The organism is Nakamurella alba (assembly GCF_009707545.1).
Lineage (GTDB): Bacteria > Actinomycetota > Actinomycetes > Mycobacteriales > Nakamurellaceae > Nakamurella > Nakamurella alba.
Genome location: NZ_WLYK01000009.1, coordinates 325,862 through 349,091 on the forward strand (window position 1 = coordinate 325,862; position 23,230 = coordinate 349,091).

The following is a 23,230-nucleotide window of genomic DNA, read 5'->3' on the forward strand; positions in this document are numbered from 1 at the left end:
TCGCACCCTCGCTTCGTCACCGTCGGCGGGTCGTGCCGACGACACACAGGGCCGTCCGCGTGACTCAGCCGGCCGCCGGAACCTGCAGCCGGTCACCCACCGCGACGTCGTCGCCGGTCAGCTCGTTCAGCGCCTTGATCTCCCGCACCACGAGCGCCGGGTCGGAGCCGGGCTCCACCTGCACGGCGATGGAGACCAGGGTGTCGCCGGGCTGCACGGTCACCTCGCGCGGAGCAGCCGGCTCCGACATCCCGGCGAACAGGCGGAACGCGATCGCCCCGAGAGCGACGGCGACGGTCAGGGTGGTCGCCAGGCGCATCCGCCGACTCGGCCCCACCGGCGCCACCACGCGCAGCGACGGGGCTGCACAGGCCACCGAGGAGGAGCCGGCCGCAGTCGGGACGGACCGGCGCGCGCCCGACGGCACCAGTGCGGACGGCGGGCGGCGCAGCGCCGCGCGGCGGTCGCGCCGCCGCGCGGCGCGGCGGCCGGCCTCGGTCAGCTCGTGCCCCGACGGACGACCGACGACCGCACCGTGGGCGTCGGCCCACCCCTGCGCCCGGTCGGCCGTCCGACCGGTCGCCGGTCGGGTGGTCGTCGTCGAAGTCATCGTCGAAGTCACCGTCATGTCCGCCTCGCTCACCTCTCGGCCCCACGGCACCCGACCCCGGGACCGCCACGACCTGCCCTGTCCGACGTCGGCCCGCTCCTGCGGAAGCGACCGAGAGGTCGAACGGGCGTTCTATCGAACGCCTGACCGATTTTGTACACGGTCCCACCGACAGTCGGTAGATCCATCGGCGTGTTGGTCGAACGCATGTTTGAATTGTGATCTTCCGACGCCTACCGTGGGGCAGGTCGAAGGACATGTTCAGAACAAGTCAGAACAGCAGCACCCGGGAGACGGCAACACCTGGGACGGACCCGGGCGGGCCGTACAGGCACCGCCCTCGGCCCGCCGGGCCCAGGCAACAAGCAGCAGGCAGCATCCGGAGCGGGACAGAGGGACATGCGCGACCGCAGCAGGTGCGGCCGCGGAGACGAGAGGGGACCGGCAGGTGGCGACGACATCACCGTCCGAGGGCGACGAGGCCCGGACGGACACGACGGCAGGCATGCCGGAGAACGGCGGGGAGAAGGTCGGCATCGAGGTGCTGGGCGGCGCGGTGGACCCGGCCGAGACCGCCGGCGAGGGTCAGCGACCGGCGACGGTCCGCGAGTTCCCCGACCTGCCGCCGCGCGGCAGCGTGCTCACCGTCCGGCAGCGGAAGATCCTGCAGGTCATCCGACAGTCGATCGAGCGCCGCGGCTATCCGCCGTCGGTCCGGGAGATCGGCGAGCTGGTCGGGCTGAAGTCGCCGTCGTCCGTGGCCCACCAGCTCGCGGTGCTGCAGCGCAAGGGTCTGCTCCGCAAGGACCCGAACCGGCCGCGCGCGGTCGACATCCGGCCGGCCGAGGACGATCCGTCGGACACCACGGCGCACCCGGAGCCGGCGTATGTGCCGGTGGTGGGTCGGATCGCGGCCGGTGGACCCATCCTGGCCGAGCAATCGGTGGAGGACGTCTTCCCGCTGCCGAAGGACCTGGTGGGCGAAGGCACGCTGTTCCTGCTCAAGGTGGTCGGCGACTCGATGATCGAGGCCGCCATCACCGACGGCGACTGGGTCGTCGTGCGGCAGCAGCCGGTGGCCGACAACGGCGAGATCGTGGCAGCGATGATCGACGGCGAGGCCACGGTGAAGACGTTCCGGCGCCGGGACGGCCACATCTGGCTCCTCCCCCACAACCCGGCGTACGAGCCGATCAACGGGGACGAGGCCGTCATCCTCGGTCGGGTCGTCGCGGTGCTGCGCAAGGTCTGAGCATCTGCCGGGGCACAGAGGTGCCCACACAGAATCACCCCCACACACACAGAAGGGCCCCACCGACCGGCAGGTCGGTGGGGCCCTTCTGATGGAGCGGTCTCAGGTGAGAGGGATCAGCCGGCGCGCTGCTGATCGACCGGAACGCCGTTGACCGACGTGGTCGGCTGCACCGGCTGGGCGGCCGGGGTGGCGATCTGCGCCGGCGCGGCGACCGGCGGGGCCGGCGCAGCAGTGGGGGGCGGGGTGGCAGCGCCGTTCCGGGCGGCGTCGTCGTCGTGCATCGCGCTCACCTCGGACTTGAGGATGCGCAGCGAACGACCGACACCGCGGGCGGCGTCGGGCAGCTTCTTGGCACCGAACAGGAGCACGAAGGCCGCAACGATCAGCAGCCAGTGCCACCAGGACAAACCACCCATGACGACCTCCTCCATCCACAACCCACCGGACGAACAACCCGTGTGGGCAACGACCGCGCATCCAGCACGACCGCCGTTTCCAGACTACCTGCGGTGATCCGTGACCACCACAGGTCACCACCGGGTACCGGCTGTGATTCAGCCTGAATTCACGATGTGATTCGGTCCGGGACGGTGACCGGACTGGTGGTCAGGCCGGCGAGAGCGTGGTCCGGTAGTTCAGCAACTGCCCGGCGAGATCCCGGTGCACCTTCGCGGACAGCAGAGTGCCGTCGGCGACGTGGGTCTCGGCCAGCACGGTGCCCTCGGCGTGGATCCGCGACACCAGGGACCCCTCGGTGAACGGGATCAGCGCCGTCACCTCGACCGCCGGCTCCGGCAGCGCCTGGGCGAGGATCTCGCGCAGGTGCCCGATGCCCTCGCCGGTCCGCGCCGAGACGAACACCGCGCCCGGCAACTGGTGCCGCAGCTCCATCAACGTCGCCGGGTCGGCGTCGTCGACCTTGTTGACGACCAGGATCTCCGGCACCTTGGCGGCGTCGATCTCGGCCAGCACCTCGCGGACGGCCGAGATCTGCTCGAGCGGCCGGGCGTCCGACCCGTCGATGACGTGCAGCAGCACGTCCGCATCGGCGACCTCCTCGAGCGTGGAGCGGAACGACTCGACCAGCTGGTGCGGGAGGTGCCGGACGAAGCCGACGGTGTCGGTGAGGGTGTACTCGCGGCCGTCCGACGTCCGGGTCCGGCGGGTCGTCGGGTCCAGCGTGGCGAACAACGCGTCCTCGACCAGCACGCCGGCGTCGGTGATCCGGTTGAGCAGGGACGACTTCCCGGCGTTGGTGTAGCCGGCGATGGCGACCGCCGGGATCTCGTTCTGCTGCCGCCGCGCACGCTTGGTGTCCCGCACCCGGCGCATGCCGGCCAGCTCGTGCTTCAGCTGGGAGATGCGCTTGTGGATCCGCCGACGGTCGATCTCCAGCTTCGTCTCACCGGGACCGCGGGACCCGATCCCGGCGCCGCCGGCCACCCGGCCGCCCCGCTGCCGGGACAACGCGACACCCCAGCCGCGGAGCCGCGGCACCAGGTAGTTCAGCTGGGCCAGCTCGACCTGCGACTTGCCCTCCTTCGAACGGGCGTGCTGGGCGAAGATGTCCAGGATCAGCGCGGTCCGGTCGACCACCTTGACCTTGAGCCGTTCCTCCAGGTTGCGCAGCTGGCCGGGCGAGAGCTCGCCGTCGCAGATCACCGTGTCGGCGCCGGTGGCGCGGACGATCTCGGACAGCTCCTCGACCTTGCCGGACCCGATGTAGGTGGCCGCGTCCGGCTGGCGGCGCCGCTGGACGACGGCCTCCAGCACGACGGAGCCGGCGGTCTCGGCGAGCCGGGCCAGTTCGGTCATCGAGGCGTCGGCGTCGGCCGCCCCCTGGGCGCCGGTACCGGCCCAGACACCGACCAGCACCACCCGCTCCAGCTGGAGCTTGCGGTACTCGACCTCGGTGACATCGGTCAGTTCGGTGGAGAGCCCGGCCACGCGGCGGAGCGAGACGCGGTCGGCGAGGTCCTGGTCGCCGCGACTGCCGGCGTACGGCCCGCCGTCGGTGCGGTACTGCCCGGTGCTCTGCTCGTCCTGCCAGGAGCCCTGCTCGTCCAGGTCCGGCGCGGCAGCGATCGGGTCGTGTTCGTGAATACTCATATGGCTACCAGGGTGCCTCAGCGCCACCCGTCCGGCCACCTCTTTAAGCCGAAGGCGCATGTGGGCACTGTCGCCGAAGGCGCATGTGGGCACTGTGCCGCAGGCGCAGAGGAGCACCGCGCCGATGGCGCAGATCGAGCACTGCGCCGAAGGCGCATGTGGGCACTGTCGCCGAAGGCGCAGATCGGGCACTGTCGCCGGAGGCGCAGATCGGGCGCTGTCGCCGGAGGCGCAGAGGAGCACTGTCGCCGAAGGCACGGATCGGGTACCGCCGCCGCGGGCGCGGACCGCGCGTCAGCTGGGTTCGGGGTAGACCGCTACGAAGACGGAGCAGGGATCGCCGTCCCCGTCCGGCTCCTTGCGGGCGTACTCGTCGAGCAGGGTCCAGAGCCGGTGGCGGAACTCGGCCAGGTCGTCGGGATCGAGTTTCAGTCCGAGGCGGGTGGTGTCGACGGTGTGGGCCGGGACCTCGGACACCTCCTCGAAGAAGGTGCGCAGGATGGTGTTCCCACCGGCGGCCGACTCCCCCGTCCCGGCCAGGTCGAGCTGCCAGGACTTGCCGGTGGCGCGGTAGGGCACCTCGCGGGATCCGCGGGGACCGCTGCGGGGGTCGCCGGCCTGCAGGAACCCGGCGTTGACCAGGGTCCGGACGTGGTGCAGGACGGTGGCCGGGTCACGGTGCAGCCGGTCGGCGATGGCCTTGTTGGTGAGCGGCTCGTACCGGCACATCCGCAGGATCCGCAGCCGCATCACGCTGGCCAGCGCGCGGCGCTCGGCATCGGTCGGCGGGCGGCGGGCGGCCGGATCGCCGCTCGTGGCATCGGCGCCCCGGTCCGTCCCGGGCTCCCGGGCGGGTGAGGACATGCCTTCAGCGTAGCCCGGTGGGCGCGTTGACCGATTGACATCTCCCAATGAGTCGGTGCACGCTGTGCCGGTGACCCACACCCCACCGCCGCACCCGGAGGTCGCACCGTCGGGCGGGCAGGGCGGGCAGGGCCGGAGCCTGTGGCACCACGCGGACTTCCGCCGGCTGTGGGCCGGCGACACGGCCAGCCAGCTCGGGGTGGCACTGGGTGCGTTGGCGATCCCCTACCTCGCCGTCACCGTGCTGCACGCGAACGAGTTCCAGATGGGGCTGCTGGCCACACTCGGCGGACTGGGGTTCCTGATCATCGGGTTGCCGGCGGGCGCGATCGTCGACCGGTACGCCAAGCGCAGCATCATGCTGCTGGTCGATCTGCTGCGCGCCCTGCTGCTGCTGTCGCTGCCGGTCGCCGGCTGGCTGGGGCTGCTCGGCATCGTCCAGGTGATGGTCGTCGCGACCGCGATCGGCATGTCGACGGTGTTCTTCGACGTGTCCTACCAGTCCTACCTCCCGCTGCTGGTGCACCGCGACCATGTGGTGGAGGGCAACGCGAAACTGCAGGCGAGCCAGTCGGTGTCGATGGCTGCTGGGCCGGCGATCGGGGGCCTGGTGCTGACCTGGCTCGGCGCACTGCCGGTGATCGGGGTGAATGCCGTCGGCTACCTGCTGTCGGCGGTCGGGCTGTCCCGGATCCGGCACCGGGAGACCCCGGCGCCGCGCGCGCACCGACGACCGATGCGGGTGGAGATCGCCGAAGGACTGCGCTTCATCGTCCGACATCCGTTGCTGCGGCGACTGATCGCCTGCACCGGGCTGGGCAATCTCGCGGGCGCCGCGATCGGCGCGCTGATCGTGCTGTACCAGGTCCGGGACCTTCACCTGTCGGCCCTGACGATCGGCATCGTCGATTCGGCCGCGGCCGTCGGCGGTCTGTTCGGCGCGCTGATCACCACACGGCTCGCCCGCCGGATCGGCGAGGGCGCGGCGATCACGGTGACCGCGGCGGCGATGTTGGTGTGCTAGTTCACCTCCCCGCTCGCGTCCGTGCTCCCGGCCGTGCCCACGTTCGTCGTCGGCGGCTTCCTGGTGAGTGCCGCGGTGGTCGCCTACAACGTCGCGACAGTCAGCTTCCGGCAACGGTTGTGCCCACCGGAGCTGCTGGGTCGGATGAACGCCTCGGCGAGATTCCTGGTCTGGGGCACCATCCCGGTGGGCGCGTTCCTCGGTGGTGCGCTGGCCGGTGCGATCGGGACCACGGCGACGCTCTGGGTGGCCGCGGCCTTCGGCCTGCTCGCGTTCGTCCCGGTGTGCACCCCGAAATTGTGGCGCCTGCGTCAGTTGTCGGAGCCGGAGCAGTTCACACCTGATGCATCGACGACGTCGGCGCCGGGCCCGGCGGCACCGGCATCGTCGGCCCCGATCGGGACCACCGGCGGCAACGACGCCCCGGCGCCGACAGCGGGCACCACCGCACCCGGCCCGATGCTGACCACCGAGCCGGCCACCGCCCGCGTCACCGGAACCGGCTCTTCCGCAACTGCCGACGGCACCGGCGAGCAGCCGCCCGGCCGGTGATCAACGCGGCCGGTCACCGGACATGACCGGCGTCAGTAGAGCACCGGCGTCAGAACAGGATCGGCGTCGGAACCGTGGTCCGGTCCCTCCGACGCGAGTGCGGAACCGGGCTCGTGAGCACCCCGCACGAGGTCAGAACTGCAGGACGCCGGTCGCCACCAGCACGGCCGGGCCGGTGAGCACGGACTCCGGGAAGACCCGGCCGTCGCCGGTCGCCAGGTCGACCCGGACCTGACCGCCGGGGACGTGGACGTCGACGGTGCCGCTGGTCCGTCCCAGTGCGGCCAGCCGGGCCGCGGCGACCGCGACCGTGCCGGTCCCGCACGAACGTGTCTCCCCCACCCCCCGCTCGTGCACGCGCATCCGGACGCCCTCGACGCCGTCGGGACCGGCCGCGGCGGGCACGACGATCTCGACGTTCACCCCGGCCGGGAACACCGCCGGGTCGAACACCGGGCCACGGGTGAGGTCCAGTTCGCCCAGATCGCCGGCAGTGCCGTCGACGAAGCAGGCCAGGTGCGGATTGCCGACATCAACCGCCCGCCCGCTCCAGTGCCGGCCGGCCAGGTCGGTCCAGCTCTCCGGACCGAGGGTGACCGGTCCCATGCCGATGCTGACCTCGCCGAAGGTCCCCGGTTCCGGCACGACGGCGGAGCGGACGCCGCCCCGGGTGCCGAACTCGAAGGCGCCGGGCGCCTCCCAGCCGCGGTGCACCAGGTACCGGGCGAAGACCCGGGCGCCGTTGCCGCACATCTCGGCGAGGGAGCCGTCGGCGTTGCGGTAGTCCATGAACCACCGGGCCCCGTCCGCGACGGCGTCACCGGAGGCGGGCACGACCCGGATCACGCCGTCCGCCCCGATCCCGGCGCGGCGGTCACAGATCGACCGGACGAGTTCCTCGTCCAGGGTCAGCCGGTCCTCCGGATCGGGGATCAGCACGAAGTCGTTCTCGGTGCCGTGGCCCTTGGTGAACGCGATCCCGGCCACCCCGGCGTCGGCCGGCCCGCCGTCCGCGGACGCAGCCCACTGCTCGGTCACGGTCACCCCGCCAGGATATCGAGCACAGGACCGCCGATCACGCGGCGCCGGACCGGAGCAGGCCGAGCACGTCGCCGGCGGTCGCGCTGCCCGGGGTGTACCGGTGCCAGCGGGAATCCCGGCCGAACCAGGACCGCTGTCGCCGGACGAAGCGCCGGGTGCCGGCGGCGGTCGCGTCGATCGCCGCCTCCATCGTCATGGCGCCGTCGATGACGTCCAGCATCTGCCGGTAGCCCAGGGCCCGGGACGCGGTGAGCCCGGTCCGCAGCCCGACGGCGTCCAGCCGGACCACCTCGTCGAGCAGCCCGAGGTCGACCATCTGCCGGACCCGCCGGCCGATCCGCTCGTCCAGCTCCGCGGTCGGCCGGTCCAGCAGCACCATCAGCGCGCCGTACCGCGGCGCGCCCGGCCGGGGCAGCACCGCGGTGAACGGCCGGCCGGTCACCTGCACCACCTCCAGCGCCCGCACCAACCGCCGGCCGTTACCCGGGTCGATCGCCGCCGCGGCCGCCGGGTCGAGGGCGGCAAGCCGGTGGTGCAACTCGGCCGGACCGACCGCGGCCAACTCGGCCTCCAGCGCGGCGCGGACGGCGGGGTCGGTCCCCGGGAACTCGATCTCGTCGATCACGGCGCCGATGTAGAGGCCGGACCCGCCGACCAGTACCGGTGTGCGGCCGCGGCCGAGGATCTCCTCGATCGCGGTGCGGGCCTGCTGCTGGTACGTGGCGACACTGGCCGGTTCGGTGACGTCCAGGACGTCGAGCAGGTGGTGCGGGAGACCGCGCCGCTCGGCGACCGGCAGTTTGGCGGTGCCGATGTCCATCCCCCGGTAGAGCTGCATGGAATCGGCGTTGACGACCTCGCCGTCGAGCGCCTCGGCCAGGTCCAGGGCCAGGTCGGACTTGCCGGTGGCGGTGGGCCCGCCGATCACCACCGGCCGCAGCAGCGCAGGGCGGTGGTCGGCCGCGGGGTCGGTCACGGGTGCAGGCTAACCTCCCTGGCGGGTCCGGCACCGCGGACGCCGGATCCTCGTCGATCCGGCGAACCCGCTGGTGAACCGGCACCCACTGCGGGCACACTGGGACCGATCGCCGGGACATGTGGCCCGTCGCACACTGGGGCACCGTGGGTGCCGGGAGCAGATGCTCCCTCGAGCAGCAGAGAGGCCCGCACCGATGACAGAGGACATGTCCGCCCGCACCGCCGACGACACGCCCGACGACACCGCTCCCGCCGAGGTCGCAGCGGCACCGGAGGTCGCCCCGACCCAGGTCACGGAGCCGGCTGGGCCCACCGGGACAGCCGGCGAGCCGGGCAACGGCGAGGCACCCGAGGCCGGATCCGCGGTGCAGGATCCCGAGGCCGGTGCGGAGTCACCCGCAGATGTCACCGCTGACGCCCTTGCTGCAGAGGCCCCGGCCACGGAGGCGCCTGCCGCCGAAGCACCGGTCACAGACGTTCCCGCCACGGAGGCACCGGCTGCGGAGGTGCCCGCGACGGAGGCCCCGGCTGCCGACCCGGCACCGGCCTCCGACGCAGCACCGGCCGGCGCACCCGGGGCCGAATCCCCCGCCTCCGAAGCCCCCGCCGTCGACACGGCTGCTCCTGAGGTCCCCACCACCGACTCTGCTGCAGCACCGGCGGCCACCCCCGGCGCGCCGGGCGGCCGGTCCCGGGGCAGCCGCGGTCGCCCGGGCCGTCCGGGTGCCCCCGGCGCCCGTCCGGGCCGCCCCGGTGGTCCCGGCGCCGGCCCGGCCCACCCGCCGGTCACCGTGGAACCGGTGGTCGAGCCGACCGATCCGCACAAGTGGGGCCGGATCGACGAGGAGGGCGGCGTCTTCGTCTACTCGACCTCCGGCGAGCGCTCCATCGGCAGCTGGCAGGCCGGTGACGTCGAGGCCGGGCTGGCGCACTTCGGCCGCCGGTTCGACGACCTGGTCACCGAGATCGCGCTGCTGGAGACCCGGCTCGCGTCCGGTTCCGGCGACCCGAAGGCCGCCCGCACCCATGCGGTCGAGCTCCGCGAATCGCTGGACTCGCTGGCCGCCATCGGCGACTTCGACTCCGCCGCGGCCCGGCTGGAGATCGTCATCGGTGCCGCCGACGCGGCGATCGCCGGCGCCGGCCAGGCCCGCGCCGCCGCCCGGGCCCGCGCGGTGGCGGCCAAGGAAGCCCTCTGCGACGAGGCCGAGCAGCTGGCCGAGTCGACCGCCTGGAAGGCCACCGGCGACCGGCTCAAGCAGATCGTCGAGGAGTGGCGGACCATCCACGGCATCGACCGCAAGACCGACGACGCGCTGTGGAAGCGGTTCGCCAAGGCGCGGGACACCTTCACCCGGCGCCGGGGCTCGCACTTCGCCGACCTGGACAAGCAGCGCGGAGCGGCCAAGGAGGCCAAGGAGAAGCTGATCGCGCGGGCCGAGGAGCTGAGCTCCTCGACCGACTGGGGTCGCACTGCCGGCGAGTACCGCACGCTGATGGAGGAGTGGAAGGCCTCGGGCCGCGCCCCCCGGGACGTCGAGGACGAACTCTGGACCCGTTTCCGCGCCGCCCAGGAGGGGTTCTTCTCGCACCGCAACCAGACGTTCTCCGAACGCGACGCCGAGTTCGAGACCAACGCCGCCGCGAAGGAGAAGCTGCTCGCCGAGGCCGAGACCATCGACCCGGACAAGGGACTGGACGCAGCCCGGTCCGCGCTGCGGTCGATCCAGGAGCGCTGGGAGGCCGCCGGGAAGGTGCCGCGCGAGCGGATCCGGGAGTTCGACCAGCGGCTGCGCGCGATCGAGGAGCGGGTCAGGCGCGCCGAGGACTCGCACTGGCGGCGCACCGACCCGGAGACCGCGGCCCGGATCGAGCAGTTCCGGTCGCGGGCCGAGTCCTTCCGGACCCAGGCCGCCAAGGCCAGGGCCGCCGGGGACGAGCGCCGCGCGAAGCAGGCCGACGCGCAGGCGGTGCAGTGGGAGGAATGGCTGTCCGCCGCCCAGGGCGCCGTCGAGAGCTGAGGACCCACTGACGCACCAGGGCCGGGTCCACCAATTGCGGCTGGTGGTCGAGGCCGAGGACTACGAGCAGGCCGTGCACTTCTTCCGGGACGTGCTCGGCCTGCCGGAGTCGATGGCGTTCGAAGGTGACGGTGACGCCCGGGTGGCGATCCTCGACGCCGGCCGCGCGACCCTGGAGATCGCGAACCCGGCACAGAAGCAGATGATCGACCGGGTCGAGGCGGGCGGGACGCCGAGCCCGCGGATCCGGGTCGCCTTCGAGGTGGACGACGCGGCGGCGGTCACCGACGACCTGGTCGGGGCCGGCGCGACGCTGATCGCATCACCCACCCGCACCCCGTGGCAGTCGCTGAACTCGCGGCTGGACGCGCCCGCCGGCCTGCAGCTGACCCTGTTCCAGGAGTTGCAGTCCGCCGACGAGCGCTCCGGCCAGGACGGTTTCGGCACGGCTGCGGATCGCGCCGACGGCTGACCGGGCACCCCGCGACCGAGCAGGCGGTCGCGGAACGCGACGGATCCGGGTTCAGCCGGCCGAGCAGCCCCCGGTCGTCGCCATCGGCTGCACCGCCGGCCGACCGATGCGCGGCATGCCCAGCCCCACCCCCGGGGTGGCCGGGGTGATGCCCTGCGCCCAGCGGTCGCCGGCGCGGGTGGTGCGGTGCGAGAGGACCGGACCGTCCGCGATCAGGTGGTGCGGAGCGGCAGCGGTGATCGTCGTGGTCACCACGTCGCCGGGCCGGATCGCACCCTCGGCAACACCCTCCGGGGCGAAGTGCACCAGCCGGCCGTCCCTGGCCCGCCCGCTCATCCGGCGGGTCGCGGTGTCCTTGCGACCCTCCCCGGCCGCCACCAGCAGTTCCACCGTGCGGCCGATCTGCGCGCCGTTGCCGGCCAGCGCGGACTCCTCGACCACCGCCACCAGCCGGCGGTACCGGTCGGCAACCACCGCCGGCGGCACCTGGTCCGGCATCGTCGCGGCCGGGGTACCCGGCCGGGGCGAGTACTGGAAGGTGAAGGCCGCCGAGAACCGGGACCGCCGGACGACGTCGAGGGTCTGCTCGAAGTCGTCCTCGGTCTCGCCCGGGAAGCCGACGATGATGTCCGTGGTGATGGCCGCGTCCGGGATCGACGCCCGGACCTCGTCCAGGATCGCCAGGTAGCGGGCGCTGCGGTAGGAGCGCCGCATGGCCTTGAGCACCTTGTCCGAGCCGGACTGCAGCGGCATGTGCAGCTGCGGGCACACCTGCGGCGTCTCCGCCATCGCGGCGATGACGTCGGTGGTGAAGTCCCGCGGGTGCGGCGAGGTGAAGCGGATCCGCTCGATGCCGTCCACCCGCCCGCAGGCGCGCAGCAGGTCGGCGAAGGCGCCACGGTCGCCGAACTCGACACCGTAGGAGTTGACGTTCTGGCCGAGCAGCGTCACCTCCAGCACGCCCTCCGCGGCGAGCATGCCCACCTCGGCCAGGATGTCGCCGGGGCGCCGGTCGTTCTCCTTGCCGCGCAACGAAGGCACGATGCAGAAGGTGCAAGTGTTGTTGCAGCCGACCGAGATCGACACCCAGGCGGACGACGCCGAGTCGCGCTTCGCGGGCAGCGAGGACGGGAAGACCTCCAGGGCGTCCAGGATCTCCACCTGGGCCTCGTCGTTGTGCCGCGCGCGCTCCAGCAGCACCGGCAGGCTGCCGACGTTGTGCGTGCCGAAGACGACGTCGACGTACGGTGCCCGGCGCAGGATCTCGCCGCGGTCCTTCTGCGCCAGGCAACCGCCGACGGCGATCTGCATGCCCGGCCGGCGCGCCTTGACCGGCGCCAGGTGGGACAGGTTGCCGTAGAGCTTGTTGTCCGCGTTCTCCCGGACCGCGCAGGTGTTCAGCACGACCAGATCGGGCTCGGCGTCCTCGGCCGCGGCGGTGTAGCCCGCCTGTTCCAGCAACCCGGACAGCCGCTCGGAGTCGTGGACGTTCATCTGGCACCCGTAGGTGCGGACGCGGTACGTCGGGGCGAGCCCGTCGCGGCCGGTCGGGGCGGTGGGGAGCACTGCGGTCACGGTCTGCAGGATACGTCCGGCCGGGGACTCCCCCGAACTCCCGACCGCGGCCGGCGCGCGTACGCCCGGATGCGTGGCACGTCCTCACGGCATCACCCGGCCGGCGGAGGATCGTTCGTACACCGTCGTAACAAAGGACCGTTTCGTCTGGTTCAGGTCGCCTTTACGTAAAGGTTTGATGACCGAGGGTTCGAGGATTGGTGCGCCGGGGACCACTGTGCCAGGGTCAGCGGACGGCAGGCGGCCGCCTGCGCGGGCAACGCACGGACATGGAGGACGAGTGGACGGGACTCCGACGGCGTCACCGGCAGCCGGCGCCGCAGCGGGCAGCGGGTCCGGGCTGAGCATGGTCTCGATGGTCGACGTGCAGAAGCACTTCGGCGATCTGCACGTGCTCAAGGACATCAACCTGGAGGTCCCGGCCGGCCAGGTCGTGGTGGTGCTGGGCCCGTCCGGTTCCGGCAAGTCCACCCTCTGCCGGTCCATCAACCGGCTGGAACCGATCGATTCGGGCCGCATCTCCATCGACGGCGTGCCGCTGCCGTCGGAGGGCAAGGCCCTGGCCCAGCTGCGCGCCGACGTCGGCATGGTCTTCCAGTCGTTCAACCTGTTCGCGCACAAGACGATCCTGCAGAACGTCATGCTGGGGCCGGTGAAGGTCCGCGGCATGCCGGCGAAAAAGGCCGAGGAGCTTGCACTCTCGCTGCTCGAGCGGGTCGGCATCGCCTCGCAGAAGGACAAGCTGCCGGCCCAGCTCTCCGGCGGTCAGCAGCAGCGGGTGGCCATCGCCCGGGCCCTGGCCATGCGGCCCAAGGTGATGCTCTTCGACGAGCCCACCTCGGCACTGGACCCGGAGATGGTGAACGAGGTGCTCGACGTGATGACCTCGCTGGCCAAGGAGGGCATGACCATGCTGGTCGTCACCCACGAGATGGGCTTCGCCCGGCGCGCCGCCGATCGGGTCATCTTCATGGCCGACGGGGAGATCGTGGAGGACGAGGTCCCCGACACCTTCTTCACCACGCCGTCCTCGGCCCGCGCCAAGGACTTCCTCTCCAAGATCCTCACCCACTGAACCCGGCCGACACCCGTGCCGGAACGCGCCGAACCGGGTCCCACCTGGCGATTCCTGCAGTGCAGCAGAACATTTTCCCGCCTTTACCCCACGGTTCCAGCAGTACCGCAGCACCACGAGAAGATCACCGACCACCCATCACCAACCGGATCGGCCCACCTCCGCGGGCCGGAAAGATCGAAGGGACAGCAGAATGAGATTGCGCCGCATGGCGACCACCCTGGCCGCCGGAGTGGCTGCCGCACTCGCGCTCAGCGCGTGCGGATCCGACTCGACGCCGGCAGCGACCACCACCGCGCCGGCCACCACCGCGCCCGCCTCCAGCTCCGCCGCGGCATCCAGCGAGGCACCGACCTCGGCCGGTTCGGAGACCTCGTCCGGCGGTTCGGAGACCGGCTCGGCCACCGGTTCCGCATCGGCCGGTGACTCCAAGGTGCTCACCGACGCCGCCGCCGGAACCCTGACCATCGGCATCAAGTTCGACCAGCCGGGCCTGGGCCTGCTGCAGCCGGACGGCAGCTACGCCGGCTTCGACGTCGAGGTCGCCAAGGGTGTCGCCAAGGAGCTCGGCGTCGAGGAGTCGGGCATCACCTTCGTCGAGGCCAAGTCGGCCGAGCGCGAGGGCCTGATCGAGCGCGGCGAGGTCGACTTCATCGTCGCCACGTACTCGATCACCGACACCCGCAAGGAGAAGGTCAACTTCGCCGGGCCGTACTTCATCGCCCACCAGGACCTGCTGGTCAAGGCCGACAACACCGACATCACCGGGCCGGAGGCGATGGGCGGCAAGATCCTCTGCTCGGTCACCGGTTCCACCTCGGCCCAGAAGGTCAAGGACACCTACGCCGCGGACGTGGCGCTGCAGGAGTTCGGCACCTACTCCGAGTGCGTGGAGAACCTGCGCACCGGTGTGGTCGAGGCCGTGACCACCGACGACGTCATCCTCGCGGGCTTTGCCGCCCAGTCGCCGGGTGAGTTCAAGGTCGTCGGCAACGGCTTCTCGGACGAGAACTACGGCATCGGCCTGGCCAAGGGCGACACCGCCGGCACCGAGGCGATCAACGCCGCCATCGAGGCCATGATCGCCGACGGCTCGTGGGCCAAGGCACTCGAGGACACCGTCGGCCCGTCCGGCTACACCATCCCGGAGCCGCCGACCGTCGGCTGATCCGACCGGCCCGACCGCGGCACCGCGCACGTCCGGCCGGGGACCCCGAGGGGTGTCCCCGGCCGGACGGTCGCCACCGGTCCGCGGGTCCGGCGAGCAGCACCCGAGAGCAGACATCCGACGGCCCCGTGACGCGGGACCCGTGAGCCGCAGGAAGGGCCGATGGACTTCAGTTTCCTGTCCGACCCCCGGTACGACGTGCTGGGCGCCTTCTGGATGACCATCCAGCTGACCTTCTGGTCGGCGATCGGCTCGTTCGTGCTCGGCGTCCTGCTCGCCGGGATGCGGGTCTGTCCGGTCCCCATCATGCGCGGGTTCGCGACGGCCTACGTCAACATCGTCCGGAACATCCCGCTGACGGTCATCATCATCATGATGTCGCAGGTGCTGTACTCGCAGCTCGGCCTGATGCTCGCGGTCCGGGAGCCCGGAGTGAACCCGCAGGGCTTCCTGAACAGCCAGAACTTCCGGCTCGCGGTGCTCGGCTTCATCCTCTACACCTCGACCTTCGTCTGCGAGGCGGTCCGGTCGGGCATCAACACCGTGCCGCCGGGCCAGGCCGAGGCCGCCCGCGCCATCGGACTGAAGTTCACCCAGGTCCTGCGGATCATCGTGCTGCCGCAGGCCGTCCGGGCGGTGATCGCACCGCTGGCCAGCGTGCTGATCGCGCTCACCAAGAACACCACCGTGGCCTCCGCCATCGGCGTCGCCGAGGCCTCGCTGCTGATGAACACCCTGTTCGAGAACGAGGCCGACAAGTTCCTGGCGATCTTCATCGTGTTCGCCCTCGGTTTCGTGATCCTCACCCTCCCGGTCGGCCTGATCCTGGGCTGGGTGGCCAAGAAGGCGGCGGTGCGGCGATGAGCGACAAGGCGACGGTCCTCTACGACCACCCCGGCCCCAGGGCGAAGCGGCTGAACCTGGTCATCTCGGTGATCTTCGCGGCCGTCCTGATCGCCGGGATCTGGTGGGTCATCGACATCCTCGCGGGCAAGGGGCAGCTGACCGCCGCGAAGTGGAGCCCGTTCCTCGAGGGCCAGAACTGGACCACCTACCTGCTGCCCGGCCTGCTGAACACGCTGAAGGCGGCCGCCATCTCGGTGGTGATCGCGCTGCCCATCGGCGCGCTGCTCGGCATCGCCCGGCTCTCCGACCACGCCTGGATCCGGGTGCCGGCCGGGATCGTCGTGGAGTTCTTCCGGGCCATCCCGGTGCTGATCCTGATGAGCTTCTCGTTCCTGCTGTGGTTCGAGGTGTTCGGTTTCTCCTCACCGCTGGCCGGTGTGGTCATCGGCCTGGTCCTCTACAACGGGTCGGTGCTCGCCGAGATCTTCCGGGCCGGGATCCTCTCACTGCCCCGCGGCCAGACCGAGGCATCCCTGGCGATCGGCCTGGGCAAGACGCAGATGATGACCAACGTGCTGCTGCCGCAGGCGCTCACCGCTATGCTGCCGGCGGTGGTCAGCCAGCTGGTGGTCGTCGTCAAGGACACCGCGCTCGGCGGCATCCTCGTCGGCTACGTCGAGCTCCGCCGGATGGCCGGTACCTCGGCCAGCAACTACCAGAACCTGCTGCCCACGTACGTCGTCATCGCCGTCATCTACATCCTGCTCAACCTAGCCCTCGGCTTCCTCGCGAGCTACCTGGAGAAGAGGCTGCGCACCCGGCGCGGCGGCGGACGCCGCGGCGGCGCCGCCGAACCGATGGCCGTCACCACCGCGAAGCTCAACACCGGCGGCGTCTGAGCCGGGCGGGCCGGCCGGGGCGGCCATGGATCGCTGCGCCGGCATCCCGCCGGATCAGCCCTGCAGCCAGGGATCGCTGCGCCGGGCGGCCCCGGCCACCAGCCGGTCCAGCACCAGGGCCAGCGGCGCCCAGCCCTCGCTCCCCCGCCGGGTGACCGCCCGGGCCCGCAGCCGGACGTCGGGCCGGCGCAGCGGCAGCACTGCGACGCCGGGCACCGTCGGCGCTGACTGCGGCAGCAGTCCCACCCCGAGGCCGGCGACGATCATCTCCTGGACCAGCTCGAGACTGTCCACCTGGTGGGTGATCCGCGGGACGAAACCTGCCTGTGCGCCGAGGATCCGGAGCACCACTTCGTCCGCGGTGTTGCGGGAGTTCACGATCCAGTCCAGGTTCCGGTACACCGCACAGACGGCGGCGGCGTCCCGGTCCGCGGGGAGCAGCTGCTCACCCTCTCCCGGCGCACCGAGACCCCAACGGCTGGACCACAACTCGACGGCCGAGCGACCGGCATCGGTGGCGACCGGGGCGAGCGCGTAGTCGTAGACCAGCGCTAGGTCGACCTCGTCGGCCGCCAGCCGGGCCAGCGCCTCGGGCGGTTCGAACTCGTGCAGCTGCAGTTGCACCCCGGGATGCGTCGCCGCCAGGTCCCGGACCACCGGCATCAGGTCCCGCCGCACCGCCGTGGCGAAACCGGCGACCCGGACCACGCCGGCCGGGACCGCGTCCGGATCCAGGTCGAGCCGGGCCGCCTCGACCGCTGCCAACACCCCGACCGCATGGTCGGCCAACCGCCGCCCGGCCGGGGTGAGCCGGACCCGCCGACCGTCCGGCTCCAGCAGCGGGGTACCCACCTCCCTGGCGAGCGCGGCGAGCTGCTGCGAGACCGTGGACGTCGTCATCCCGCCGGCATCCGCGACCTCGCGCATCGAGCCCAGTCGGGACAACGCCAGCAACAGCTCCAGCCGCCTGGTCTCCATGGTGCGTTCCCCCGCTTCCTCGATTCGTTCAGATATCGCGAACATTCTGTCAGGGATCGCCACGTGGACATGAACGGTGTCGGCGCGGTTCCATCACTGCATGGCCGTCCCGTCGCTGCTGTCCCCGTCCCGGGTGGGCGTCTCGTTCGCCGTCGTCTCGATGTGCTGCGTGCAGCTCGGTCTCGCCGTGTCGGTGGGTCTGCTGGACCGGCTCGGCCCGGACGGCACCGCCTGGCTCCGGCTCGCCTGGGCGGCCGTGCTGCTGGTGCTGCTCGCCCGGCCACGGCGCCGCGACTTCACCCGTCGGGGCCTGGTCACCTGCGTGCTGCTCGGCGTCGCCACCGGCGGGGTGACCCTCTGCTTCATGGCGGCGGTGCAGCGGCTGCCGCTCGGCACTGCCAGCGCCCTTGAGTTCCTCGGACCGCTGTCGGTCGCGGTGGTGCAGGGCCGGGGCCGGGCGCGGTGGTGGGCGCTGCCGGCGGCGGCCGGGATCCTGCTGCTCACCGAGCCCTGGCACAGCGGATCCGGATCGGCCACCGATCTGGCCGGCGTGGCCTTCGCCCTGGGGGCGGCGGTGTGCTGGGCGGCCTACATCCTGCTGACCCAGCGCGCCGGCGACGAGGTGGAGGGGCTCAAGGGGCTGTCGGTCTCGATGCCGGTGGCCGCACTGGTGGCCACCGCGACCGTCGGGCTCACCGGGTCGGCGCCGGCGGTGCTGGACACCCTGGACCTGCCGCTGCTGCTCGCCGGCCTGGGTCTGGCGGTGCTGCTGCCGGTGATCCCGTTCAGCCTGGAGCTGCTCGCACTGCGCCGGCTCACCACTGCCGCCTTCGGTGTGCTGATGAGCCTGGAACCGGCGATCGCACTGGTCATCGGCGCGGTGGCGCTGCACCAGATCCCGCGGCTCGCCCCGCTGGTCGGCCTGTGCCTCGTGGTGATGGCCGGCATCGGCGCGGCCCGGGCCGGTGCCCGGCCGGGTCCGGAGCTCAGCGAGCGATCTCTGTCGCCCGCGACTCCCGGATGACGGTGACCCGGACCTGACCCGGGTAGGTCAGTTCCTCCTCGATCTGCTTGGCGACCTCGCGGGCCAGCACGTGCGCCTCCAGGTCGTCGACCGTCTCCGGCTTGACCATCACCCGGAGCTCGCGACCGGCCTGCATGGCGAAGACCTTCTCCACGCCCTTCTTCGCCGACGCGATCGCCTCGATCCGCTCCAGCCGCTGTACGTAGGACTCGAGCGACTCGCGGCGTGCCCCCGGCCGGCCGCCGGAGCAGCTGTCGGCGGCCTGGGTGAGCACGGCCTCGACGGTGCTCGGCGCGACCTCGTCGTGGTGCGCCTCGATGCAGTGCGCGACCTCCTCGCTCTCGCCGAAGCGCCGGGCGAGGTCGGCCCCGACCATGGCGTGCGAACCCTGTGCCTCGTGGGTGAGCGCCTTGCCGATGTCGTGCAGGAAGGCGCCGCGGGCGACGACCTTCGGGTCCATGCCGAGCTCGGCGGCCATCACCCGGGCGATGTGCGAGGTCTCGACGAGGTGGCCGAGCACGTTCTGGCCGTAGGAGGTGCGGTACTTGAGCCGGCCGACCAGCTTGACCAGCTCCGGGTGCAGGTCGGTGATGCCGACGTCGATGAGCGCGTCCTCGGCGGCCCGCCGGCACAGCGCGTCCACCTCGTCGCCGGCCCGCTCGAACGCCTCCTCGATGCGGTGCGGGTGGATCCGCCCGTCGTCGATGAGCATCTGCAGGGTGACCCGGCCGATCTCCCGGCGCACCGGGTCGAAGCAGGACAGCAATACGGCCTCGGGGGTGTCATCGATGATGACGTTGACGCCGGTGACCGTCTCGAAGGCGCGGATGTTCCGCCCCTCCCGGCCGATGATCCGGCCCTTGACCTCGTCGGCCGGGAGGTGCACGACGGAGACGACGGTCTGCGAGGTCTGGTCGGAGGCGACCCGCTGGATCGCCTCGGTCACGATCGCCCGGGCCCGCGACTTCGCGGTCGACTCGGCCTCGGACTCGATGCGCCGGATCATCACCGCGGCGTCGTGCCGGACCTTCTCCTCCTGTGCGGCGAGCAGCTCGGTACGGGCCGACTCGACGGTGAGGCCGGAGACCCGGACCAGCTCCTGCTCCTGGCGCCGGACGTCGGCGTCCAGAGCGGTCCGCTCGCCGGCCAGGGTGTCGCGTTGTTCCTGCAGCTCCGTCCGGCGCTGCTCGAGCTCGGTACGGCCGGCCCGGATCTCCTCCTCGCGGGCAGCGAGAGCGGCGCGCAGGCGGTCGAGCTCGTCGCGTTCCTGGCCGTGCCGCCGGCGTTCCGCGGCGAGGGCCTCCTGGTCGGTGTGCAGCGCCTCGACCGCGTCGCGCATCCGGCGCTGCCCGCGGGCGAGTTCGTCGCGTTCGCCGCTCAGCGCGTCGGCGGCCTCCTTGGCCATCCGCTCGCGTTCGGCGTGCACATGGGTGCGGAGTTCGGTGGCCTCGGCGCGGGCGGCGCCGAGGATCCGGTCGGCGTCTGCCCGCGCATCGGTGCGCTGCCGATCGGCGTCGGCCCTGGCCCGCTCCCGCAGCTCCGCCGCCGCGTCGGCCGCGGCCTTCCTGATCTCGGCGGCGGCCTCGGTCGCCTGTGCGCGGAGTTCGGCCGTTGCGTGGTCCGACCCCGGTGCGGTGGTGCCGACCGCGCTCTCCGCAGGGCCGGTGCCGGCAGGCGTGTCGTCGACCGCGTGCCGGGCGTGCTGCCCGGCCCGGTCGGTGCCGGCCGTCGTGCTCCCGCCGGAAGCGGTGGCGCCCTGCGAGACCGTCTCGGCCAACAGCCGGCGCAGCACGGACTCGTCGATCGGGGTGGCGGAGGGCTTGCGGCGGACCAGGAACAGCACGGCGACCAGCAGGGCGAGGACGACGACGACCAGCACGACGACCACTGCGGTGGGCATGTGACACCTCCCGATTCCGGCGCCGTCGCGCTGACGTTGCGGCACCGTCGCACAGACGGAGGGAGGATCACCGCGGACCGCCACCCGTGCGGACGGGTGACGTCGTACAGGCGATCGACCTGGGGTCGTCGCCTTGAAGATGCCCTGAGGGACCGGGCAGGTTCGATGCAGCTGTTCTATATGCGAGGCGTAACGGTGAAACGGTTCCGCGTCGTGATTCTCCTGTGACCTCCACGTTAAGGTCGCGTCCACCGGCGGTCAAGGCGAGCGCCGCCCGGGCGCGTCGCGCCGCAGCGGCCGGCGGGGTCGGCCGGGTGAGCGGGTCACGCCGAGCGGTAGGAGTCCACCGCCTGCTCGACCACCGAGATGGTCAGATCGGGTGAGTAGCCACGCCGGGCCAGGAAGGCCATCAACCGGCGTCGGGCCGCGTCCGGGCCGGCCGCCATCGCCGGTCCGATCCGCTTGGCGACGAGTTGGGTGGCCCGCTCGCGCTCGTCGTCGCCGTCCACCTGGTCGACCGCATCGGTCACGGCGGCCTTGTCGATACCGAGCCGGCGGAGCTCGTGACCCAGCGCGGAGCGGCCCAGCCCGCGATCACGGTGCTTGGTGCGGACGTAGGCCTGGGCGTACGCCGCGTCGTCGATCAGCCCGACCTCGGTGAGCCGGTCGAGCACCCGTTCGGCGACGTCGTCCGGGATCTCCTTGCGGCGCAGGGCCTGCTCGAGGCGTGACCGCGGCCGCGGCGCGATGGTGAGCAGCCGGAGGCAGATCGCCTTGGCGGCGGCTTCCTGCTCGGAGTCGGTCGGCCCCTGCTCGGTCGTCGCCGGATCCGCAGCGCGAGATCTCGCACGTCCCGACCGTCCGGCCGCGGAGCCGGACGTCCGGGACCGCCCCTCCGTGGGGTCCGATGGATGGTCGGACCCCACGGCGGCGATCTGCTGGACGAGCAGCGCCAACCTCGCTGCTCGATCCATGTCCTGCCCGGCGGCGATCCCCGGGTCGTCCCGGTGATCGGCCGGCATGATCAGAAGTCGACCGGGGCCGGGGCCTGCGCATCGACGTCGACGCGGGCACCCACGCCGAGCTTCTCCTTGATGCGCTTCTCGATCTCGTCGGCGACGTCCGGGTTGTCCTTCAGGAAGTTCCGGGCGTTCTCCTTGCCCTGGCCCAGCTGCTCGCCGTCGTAGGTGTACCAGGCACCCGACTTGCGGACGAGCGCCTGCTCCACGCCGACGTCGATCAGCGACCCCTCGCGGGAGATGCCGGTGCCGTAGACGATGTCGAACTCGGCCTGCTTGAAGGGCGGGGCCATCTTGTTCTTCACGACCTTGACGCGGGTGCGGTTGCCGACCACGTCGGTGCCGTCCTTCAGCGCCTCGATGCGGCGGATGTCGAGCCGGACGGAGGCGTAGAACTTCAGCGCCTTGCCACCGGTCGTCGTCTCCGGCGAGCCGAACATGACGCCGATCTTCTCGCGCAGCTGGTTGATGAAGATCATCGTGGTGCCGGTGTTGCTCAGCGCGCCCGCGGTCTTCCGCAGCGCCTGGGACATCAGCCGGGCCTGCAGACCCACGTGGCTGTCGCCCATCTCGCCCTCGATCTCGGCCCGGGGCACCAGCGCGGCCACCGAGTCGACGACCACCAGGTCGATGGCGCCGGAGCGGATCAGCATGTCCGCGATCTCCAGCGCCTGCTCACCGGTGTCCGGCTGGGAGACCAGCAGCGAGTCGGTGTCGACGCCGAGGGCCCGGGCGTACTCCGGGTCCAGCGCGTGCTCCGCGTCGATGAACGCCGCGATGCCGCCGGCGGCCTGCACGTTGGCCACCGCGTGCAAGGTGACCGTGGTCTTGCCGGAGGACTCCGGCCCGTAGATCTCGATGATCCGCCCGCGGGGCAGCCCACCGATGCCCAGCGCCACGTCCAGCGCGATGGAGCCGGTGGGGATCACCTCGACCGGCGCACGCCCGTCGTCGCCGAGGCGCATCACCGAGCCCTTGCCGAACTGCTTCTCGATCTGCGCGAGCGCGATGCCGAGAGCCTTCTCGCGATCAGGTGCCGTCATGGCCGTACCCGTACCTTTCGTGTTCCCCCCGGAGGTGGGGTTTCTGCTCATGTCCCGCCTGACGCTAGATTCCGGCACCGACAGTCGCCCGGAGCGGCGGAACCGCTGTGGACACTTCGGGATGTGTGGACAACTGTAGACGTACAGATGTTCGAGCACGAACACCTCGCGGCGTGTCGCGCGCAGTTTCTTCGCGACCGGTTCTGCCGGCCCGGCGCGGCACTGCCGGAAAGGCGCCGAGAGGCGACCGGGCCTGCCCGGAGCACGTCCGGAGCACCTCTGGAACGGCCGGTCGGGCAGAGAACGCCGCCCGGCGGTGGCCGGAGGGTGGGTCCGGTAGCTCCGGGGTCCGGAGGGGCGTGGTTCCGACCGGGCTCAGTCCGGCAGGCCGTGCCGCAGCTTCTCCGGCACGTCGTAGGCCTCGCACACCGCGAGCCACACCCGCTTCGGGTCCTCCCCCGCGTCCAGCGCCTGGTCCGCGGTGAGCCCGCCCAACTCGGCGAACACATGGTCACCGGCCACCGAGGCGGCCCGGTACGGGCCGAACTGGGTGGTCATCAGGGCCCGGAACTCCGTCATGCGCACGGGATCCCACAGTACCGATCCACCGCGCCCGACCCACCGCGACCGACCCGCCGCGACCGAACCATCGCGCCCGAACCATCGCGCCCGATCCACCGCGCCGAACCACCGCGACCGAACGACCGCGACCGAACGACCGCGACCGAACGACCGCCGACCCACCGCACCGGCGGGGAGCCGAGTCCGGCGCAACGG

At 72.0% G+C, this 23,230-nt stretch carries 22 protein-coding genes; 10 read left to right on the forward strand and 12 right to left on the reverse strand.

The features are described from left to right. Positions 1-64 precede the first annotated feature (64 nt). Entirely contained in the window at positions 65-610 is a 546-nt protein-coding gene (locus GIS00_RS21590; protein WP_196073397.1) for a LysM peptidoglycan-binding domain-containing protein, read from the reverse strand. A 505-nt stretch (positions 611-1,115) separates the two neighbouring features. Here GIS00_RS21590 and lexA point away from each other — a divergent pair. After that, a complete protein-coding gene (gene lexA / locus GIS00_RS21595) occupies positions 1,116-1,862 on the forward strand; it encodes a transcriptional repressor LexA (RefSeq protein ID WP_154770622.1) in 747 nt (248 codons plus the stop codon). 116 nt (positions 1,863-1,978) lie between these two features. On the opposite strand, the gene tatA is transcribed toward lexA, so the two are convergent. From tatA to GIS00_RS21610, 3 genes are all read right to left on the reverse strand, one after another. Next, entirely contained in the window at positions 1,979-2,281 is a 303-nt protein-coding gene (tatA, locus tag GIS00_RS21600; RefSeq protein ID WP_154770493.1) for a Sec-independent protein translocase subunit TatA, read from the reverse strand. Positions 2,282-2,471: 190 nt separating this feature from the next. Further along, positions 2,472-3,974, reverse strand: coding sequence for a GTPase HflX (hflX, locus tag GIS00_RS21605; RefSeq protein ID WP_154770494.1), 1,503 nt, complete (start codon positions 3,972-3,974; stop codon positions 2,472-2,474). Positions 3,975-4,268: 294 nt separating this feature from the next. Continuing rightward, complete coding sequence (locus GIS00_RS21610; protein ID WP_154770495.1) at positions 4,269-4,838, reverse strand: ArsR/SmtB family transcription factor; 570 nt, start codon at positions 4,836-4,838, stop codon at positions 4,269-4,271. Positions 4,839-4,908: 70 nt separating this feature from the next. On the opposite strand from GIS00_RS21610, the gene GIS00_RS21615 reads away from it, so the two are divergent. Continuing rightward, positions 4,909-5,862 carry an MFS transporter gene (locus tag GIS00_RS21615; protein WP_196073398.1) on the forward strand — a complete coding sequence of 318 codons (954 nt, stop codon included), beginning with the start codon at positions 4,909-4,911 and terminating at the stop codon, positions 5,860-5,862. 33 nt (positions 5,863-5,895) lie between these two features. Beyond that, complete coding sequence (locus tag GIS00_RS21620; protein ID WP_154770497.1) at positions 5,896-6,414, forward strand: MFS transporter; 519 nt, start codon at positions 5,896-5,898, stop codon at positions 6,412-6,414. Between the two features lie 132 nt (positions 6,415-6,546). Here the strand turns inward: GIS00_RS21620 and dapF are convergent, their stop codons facing one another. Both dapF and miaA read right to left on the reverse strand, forming a co-directional pair. Then, complete coding sequence (gene dapF, locus GIS00_RS21625) at positions 6,547-7,458, reverse strand: diaminopimelate epimerase (protein WP_322098275.1); 912 nt, start codon at positions 7,456-7,458, stop codon at positions 6,547-6,549. Between the two features lie 31 nt (positions 7,459-7,489). Further along, complete coding sequence (gene miaA, locus GIS00_RS21630) at positions 7,490-8,431, reverse strand: tRNA (adenosine(37)-N6)-dimethylallyltransferase MiaA (RefSeq protein ID WP_322098276.1); 942 nt, start codon at positions 8,429-8,431, stop codon at positions 7,490-7,492. 508 nt (positions 8,432-8,939) lie between these two features. On the opposite strand from miaA, the gene GIS00_RS21635 reads away from it, so the two are divergent. Together GIS00_RS21635 and GIS00_RS21640 are read left to right on the forward strand one after the other, a co-directional pair. After that, a complete protein-coding gene (locus tag GIS00_RS21635) occupies positions 8,940-10,454 on the forward strand; it encodes a DUF349 domain-containing protein (protein ID WP_407666906.1) in 1,515 nt (504 codons plus the stop codon). A 34-nt stretch (positions 10,455-10,488) separates the two neighbouring features. Then, complete coding sequence (locus GIS00_RS21640) at positions 10,489-10,926, forward strand: VOC family protein (RefSeq protein ID WP_154770499.1); 438 nt, start codon at positions 10,489-10,491, stop codon at positions 10,924-10,926. Positions 10,927-10,977: 51 nt separating this feature from the next. Here GIS00_RS21640 and miaB read toward each other — a convergent pair whose 3' ends face one another. Next, positions 10,978-12,501 (reverse strand): tRNA (N6-isopentenyl adenosine(37)-C2)-methylthiotransferase MiaB, encoded by a 1,524-nt coding sequence (gene miaB, locus GIS00_RS21645; protein ID WP_322098278.1) that lies wholly within the window; start codon positions 12,499-12,501, stop codon positions 10,978-10,980. Positions 12,502-12,847: 346 nt separating this feature from the next. On the opposite strand from miaB, the gene GIS00_RS21650 reads away from it, so the two are divergent. From GIS00_RS21650 to GIS00_RS21665, 4 genes are all read left to right on the forward strand, one after another. After that, positions 12,848-13,576 carry an amino acid ABC transporter ATP-binding protein gene (locus GIS00_RS21650; RefSeq protein WP_154770625.1) on the forward strand — a complete coding sequence of 243 codons (729 nt, stop codon included), beginning with the start codon at positions 12,848-12,850 and terminating at the stop codon, positions 13,574-13,576. Positions 13,577-13,784: 208 nt separating this feature from the next. Further along, positions 13,785-14,744 (forward strand): glutamate ABC transporter substrate-binding protein, encoded by a 960-nt coding sequence (locus GIS00_RS21655; protein WP_230313923.1) that lies wholly within the window; start codon positions 13,785-13,787, stop codon positions 14,742-14,744. A 162-nt stretch (positions 14,745-14,906) separates the two neighbouring features. Continuing rightward, positions 14,907-15,608, forward strand: coding sequence for an amino acid ABC transporter permease (locus GIS00_RS21660; RefSeq protein WP_154770502.1), 702 nt, complete (start codon positions 14,907-14,909; stop codon positions 15,606-15,608). Then, positions 15,605-16,489 (forward strand): amino acid ABC transporter permease, encoded by an 885-nt coding sequence (locus tag GIS00_RS21665; RefSeq protein ID WP_154770503.1) that lies wholly within the window; start codon positions 15,605-15,607, stop codon positions 16,487-16,489. The genes GIS00_RS21660 and GIS00_RS21665 overlap by 4 nt, the downstream gene beginning before the upstream one ends. 54 nt (positions 16,490-16,543) lie before the next feature. Here the strand turns inward: GIS00_RS21665 and GIS00_RS21670 are convergent, their stop codons facing one another. After that, entirely contained in the window at positions 16,544-17,467 is a 924-nt protein-coding gene (locus tag GIS00_RS21670) for a LysR family transcriptional regulator (RefSeq protein WP_154770504.1), read from the reverse strand. Positions 17,468-17,567: 100 nt separating this feature from the next. Here GIS00_RS21670 and GIS00_RS21675 point away from each other — a divergent pair, with 100 nt between their 5' ends. Further along, the gene (locus GIS00_RS21675; RefSeq protein WP_154770505.1) at positions 17,568-18,491 is read left to right on the forward strand and encodes an EamA family transporter; all 924 of its coding nucleotides are present in this window, start codon (positions 17,568-17,570) and stop codon (positions 18,489-18,491) included. On the opposite strand, the gene rny is transcribed toward GIS00_RS21675, so the two are convergent. The 4 genes from rny to GIS00_RS21695 form a co-directional block, all read right to left on the reverse strand. Further along, the gene (rny, locus tag GIS00_RS21680) at positions 18,454-20,391 is read right to left on the reverse strand and encodes a ribonuclease Y (RefSeq protein ID WP_154770506.1); all 1,938 of its coding nucleotides are present in this window, start codon (positions 20,389-20,391) and stop codon (positions 18,454-18,456) included. The two genes, GIS00_RS21675 and rny, sit on opposite strands and share 38 nt — an antisense overlap. A 323-nt stretch (positions 20,392-20,714) precedes the next feature. After that, positions 20,715-21,413, reverse strand: coding sequence for a regulatory protein RecX (locus GIS00_RS21685; RefSeq protein ID WP_154770507.1), 699 nt, complete (start codon positions 21,411-21,413; stop codon positions 20,715-20,717). 2 nt (positions 21,414-21,415) lie between these two features. Continuing rightward, positions 21,416-22,453, reverse strand: coding sequence for a recombinase RecA (recA, locus tag GIS00_RS21690; RefSeq protein ID WP_154770508.1), 1,038 nt, complete (start codon positions 22,451-22,453; stop codon positions 21,416-21,418). 375 nt (positions 22,454-22,828) lie between these two features. Next, positions 22,829-23,038: a DUF3046 domain-containing protein gene (locus GIS00_RS21695; RefSeq protein ID WP_407666898.1), complete on the reverse strand. Its 210-nt coding sequence runs from the start codon at positions 23,036-23,038 to the stop codon at positions 22,829-22,831. Positions 23,039-23,230 lie beyond the last annotated feature (192 nt).

Coding starts and splice junctions, on each gene's coding strand:
- GIS00_RS21590 (WP_196073397.1), bottom strand. CDS start 610: ATGACTTCGACGACGACCACCCGACCGGCGACCGGTCGGACGGCCGAC.
- lexA (WP_154770622.1), top strand. CDS start 1,116: ATGCCGGAGAACGGCGGGGAGAAGGTCGGCATCGAGGTGCTGGGCGGC.
- tatA (WP_154770493.1), bottom strand. CDS start 2,281: ATGGGTGGTTTGTCCTGGTGGCACTGGCTGCTGATCGTTGCGGCCTTC.
- hflX (WP_154770494.1), bottom strand. CDS start 3,974: ATGAGTATTCACGAACACGACCCGATCGCTGCCGCGCCGGACCTGGAC.
- GIS00_RS21610 (WP_154770495.1), bottom strand. CDS start 4,838: ATGTCCTCACCCGCCCGGGAGCCCGGGACGGACCGGGGCGCCGATGCC.
- GIS00_RS21650 (WP_154770625.1), top strand. CDS start 12,848: ATGGTCTCGATGGTCGACGTGCAGAAGCACTTCGGCGATCTGCACGTG.
- GIS00_RS21655 (WP_230313923.1), top strand. CDS start 13,785: ATGGCGACCACCCTGGCCGCCGGAGTGGCTGCCGCACTCGCGCTCAGC.
- GIS00_RS21660 (WP_154770502.1), top strand. CDS start 14,907: ATGGACTTCAGTTTCCTGTCCGACCCCCGGTACGACGTGCTGGGCGCC.
- GIS00_RS21665 (WP_154770503.1), top strand. CDS start 15,605: ATGAGCGACAAGGCGACGGTCCTCTACGACCACCCCGGCCCCAGGGCG.
- GIS00_RS21670 (WP_154770504.1), bottom strand. CDS start 17,467: ATGGAGACCAGGCGGCTGGAGCTGTTGCTGGCGTTGTCCCGACTGGGC.
- GIS00_RS21675 (WP_154770505.1), top strand. CDS start 17,568: ATGGCCGTCCCGTCGCTGCTGTCCCCGTCCCGGGTGGGCGTCTCGTTC.
- rny (WP_154770506.1), bottom strand. CDS start 20,391: ATGCCCACCGCAGTGGTCGTCGTGCTGGTCGTCGTCGTCCTCGCCCTG.
- GIS00_RS21685 (WP_154770507.1), bottom strand. CDS start 21,413: ATGCCGGCCGATCACCGGGACGACCCGGGGATCGCCGCCGGGCAGGAC.
- recA (WP_154770508.1), bottom strand. CDS start 22,453: ATGACGGCACCTGATCGCGAGAAGGCTCTCGGCATCGCGCTCGCGCAG.